We start from the raw sequence: 3,251 nt of genomic DNA on the forward strand, positions 1-3,251 counted from the left end.
CTCCTCCCCACCCCACACACACTGCCGGACCTCCCCACCTACCCCTTCCAGCACCAGCACTACTGGCTCACCGCCCCCGACACCGCCGACGTCACCTCCATCGGGCTGACCGCCACCGAGCACCCCCTCCTGGCCGCCGGGATCGAGCTGGCCGGTGAGCGTGCGACGACCGTCTACACCGGCCGGGCGTCCCGCCACGCGCAGCCGTGGCTCGCCGACCACACCGTGGCCGGCCAGGCCGTGCTGCCCTCGTCCGCGCTGGTCGAGCTCGCGCTCCGGCTCGGTGACGAACTGGGTTGCCCGCAGCTGGAATCGCTGATCGTGGACGCGCCACCGCTCGTCCCCGAGCGCGGCGGCCTGCGCCTGCAGGTCTCCGTCGAGGCCCCGGACCCGACCGGGCGTCGCCGCATCGCCGTCCACTCCCGCCTGGAGGAGGCCACCGACGACGCGCCGTGGACCCGGAACGCCCACGGCCTGCTCGGTGCTGAACTGCCCTCCCAGGAGGCCGGTTCCGAGCCCTGGCCGCCCGCCGGCGCCGTCGCGACGCCCGTCACCGAGCCGACCGGTGCGGTGCTGGGCGCACTGTTCCAGAACGTCCAGGCGCTGTGGCGGCGCGGCGAGGAGCTGTTCGCCGAGGTCGCCCTGCCCGAGGAGCTGCTCGCGGACGCCGACGGCTACGGCCTGCACCCGGCGCTGCTGGAGTGCCTGGCGCACCTGGGCGCCGACGGTGAGGCCGTCCGGATGCCGCTCGCCTGGCAGGGTGTGTCCCTGAGCCTGACGGGCGCCACTCTGCTGCGCGTCAAGGCGTCCCCGGCGGGCGCGGGCGCCGTCTCGCTGACCGTCTCGGACGCCACGGGAGCGCCCGTCCTGTCGGTCGCCTCGGTGGCCCTCGGCACACCGGGCGCGGAGCTGTTCGCGAGCCGTACGCCCGGTGGCCTCCACACCGTGCGATGGACCGCGCACCCGCTCGCGCAGTCCGCTGCCGCGGCCATGGAGTACACCGTCGTCCGACTCGACGCCGACCGCGATGATGCCGACGCCGCACGGGATTTGGCCGTCGATGCGCTGGCCGCCGTACGCTCCTGGCTCGACGGCGAGCATTCCGAGAACACCCGTCTGGCCCTGGTCACCCGGCAGGCCGTGGCGACGGACGGCGGCGAGGCCCCGCGACTGGCCGGCTCCGCCGTCTGGGGCCTGGTGCGGTCCGCGCAGACCGAGAACCCTGACCGCTTCGTCCTGGTCGACGTGGACGGCAGTGCCGAGTCCGAACGGGAGTTGGATGCTGGACTCGCCACCGGCGAGCCGCAGTTCGCGCTGCGCGCCGGTTCGCTGCTCGTCCCCCGGCTGGCCCGCCACGAGGTGACCGCGACCGACGCCCCGGTCCGCTGGGACACCGGCGGCACCGTCCTGATCACCGGTGCGAGCGGGACCCTCGGCCGGCTGTTCGCGCGCCACCTGGTCGCCGACCTCAGCGCGCGACGCCTGCTGCTCGCCAGCCGGCGCGGCCCGGACGCGCCGGGCACGGCCGAGCTGGTGGCGGATCTGACCGCGCTGGGCGCCGAGGTGACGGTCGTCGCCTGCGACGTCGCGGACCGCGCGGCGCTCGCCGAACTGATTAACGCTACACCCGACTTGACCTCCATCGTGCACACCGCCGGTATCCTGGACGACGGCGTCGTGGCCGCGCTCGACGAGCAGCGGATCTCCACCGTCTGGGCCCCGAAGGCCGACGCCGCCTGGCACCTGCACGAGCTCACCCGCGACCGCGACCTCAAGGCGTTCGTCCTCTTCTCCTCGATCGCCGCCACCCTCGGCAGCGCCGGACAGGCCAACTACGCGGCTGCCAACGCGTTCCTTGACGCGCTCGCGGCCAGCCGCCGAGCCGATGGTCTGCCGGCCACCAGCCTGGCCTGGGGCATGTGGGGCCAACAGGGCGGTATGGCAGCCGAGTTGAACGCCGCCGACCTGGCCCGCTGGGCCCGTACGGCCGTCCTGCCGATCGAGCCCGAGGACGGCGTCGCACTCTTCGACGCCGCACTCACTGCGGATGCCGCGGCGATCGTGCCCGCCCGCCTGGAGCGCGGAGGCACCTGGCGCGGGTCCGGCCCGGTGCCCGTCCTGCTGCGCGGACTCTTCCGCGCCTCCGCCCGGCGCCGGGCCGCGACCGCTGACACCCGCGCAGCCGACTCGCTCACCGAGCGGCTGGCCCGGATGACCGGCGACGAGGAGCGGGAGCGCTTCCTGCTCGACCTGGTCTGCACCGAGGCGGCCGCGGTTCTCGGCCACGGCCCGGCGTCCCCCGTCGCCCCCGCGCGGGCGTTCAAGGAAGCCGGCTTCGACTCGCTCACCGCCGTCGAGCTCCGCAACCGGCTCAACGCCGCGACCGGCCTGCGGCTGCCCAGCTCGATGGTCTACGACTACCCGACGCCCGCCGCGCTCGCCGGCCGGCTCAAGGCCGAACTGCTCGGCGCGGAGTCGAACCCGCCCGTCGTCCTCGGGACCGCCGCCGCGGTCGACGAGCCGATCGCAATCGTCGGCATGGCCTGCCGCTACCCGGGCGGCATCGAGTCACCCGAGGACCTGTGGCGGCTGGTCGCGGACGGCGTGGACGCCATCGGTGAGTTCCCGACCGATCGCGGCTGGGACCTCGACGAGCTGTACCACCCGGACCCGGAGCACCCCGGCACCTCCTACACCCGCCGGGGCGGCTTCCTCCACCAGGCCGCCGAGTTCGACGCCGACCTGTTCGGTATCAGTCCGCGCGAGGCCCTCGCCATGGACCCGCAGCAGCGACTGCTGCTGGAGACGGCCTGGGAGACCTTCGAGCGGGCCGGTTTCGACCCGACCGGCCTGGCCGGAACAGCGACCGGTGTCTTCGTCGGCGCGGCCCCGCAGGACTACGCACCCGGCCGCCAGGCGACCCCGCAGGGCGGCGAGGGCTACCTGCTCACCGGCAACCTCGCCAGCGTCGCCTCCGGGCGGCTCGCGTACACCTTCGGGCTGGAGGGCCCGGCGCTGACGGTGGACACCGCGTGCTCGTCGTCTCTGGTCGCCCTGCACCTGGCCGCCCAGGCGCTGCGCAACGGCGAGTGCTCCCTCGCCCTCGCAGGCGGGGCCATGGTGATGGCGACGCCGAACACCTTCGTCCAGTTCAGCCGGCAGCGCGGGCTGTCGGCGGACGGGCGCTGCAAGGCCTTCGGTGCGGGCGCGGACGGCACCGGCTGGGCCGAGGGCGTCGGGCTGCTGCTCGT

Annotated in this window: 1 protein-coding gene; it reads left to right on the forward strand. The window is 74.8% G+C overall.

Annotated elements, in window-relative coordinates; translation table 11 throughout:
* The coding region (locus ACWC9T_RS41325; protein ID WP_449826168.1) for a type I polyketide synthase at positions 1 to 3,251 on the forward strand (3,251 nt) is incomplete at both ends.

Source organism: Kitasatospora sp. NPDC001159 (assembly GCF_053598235.1).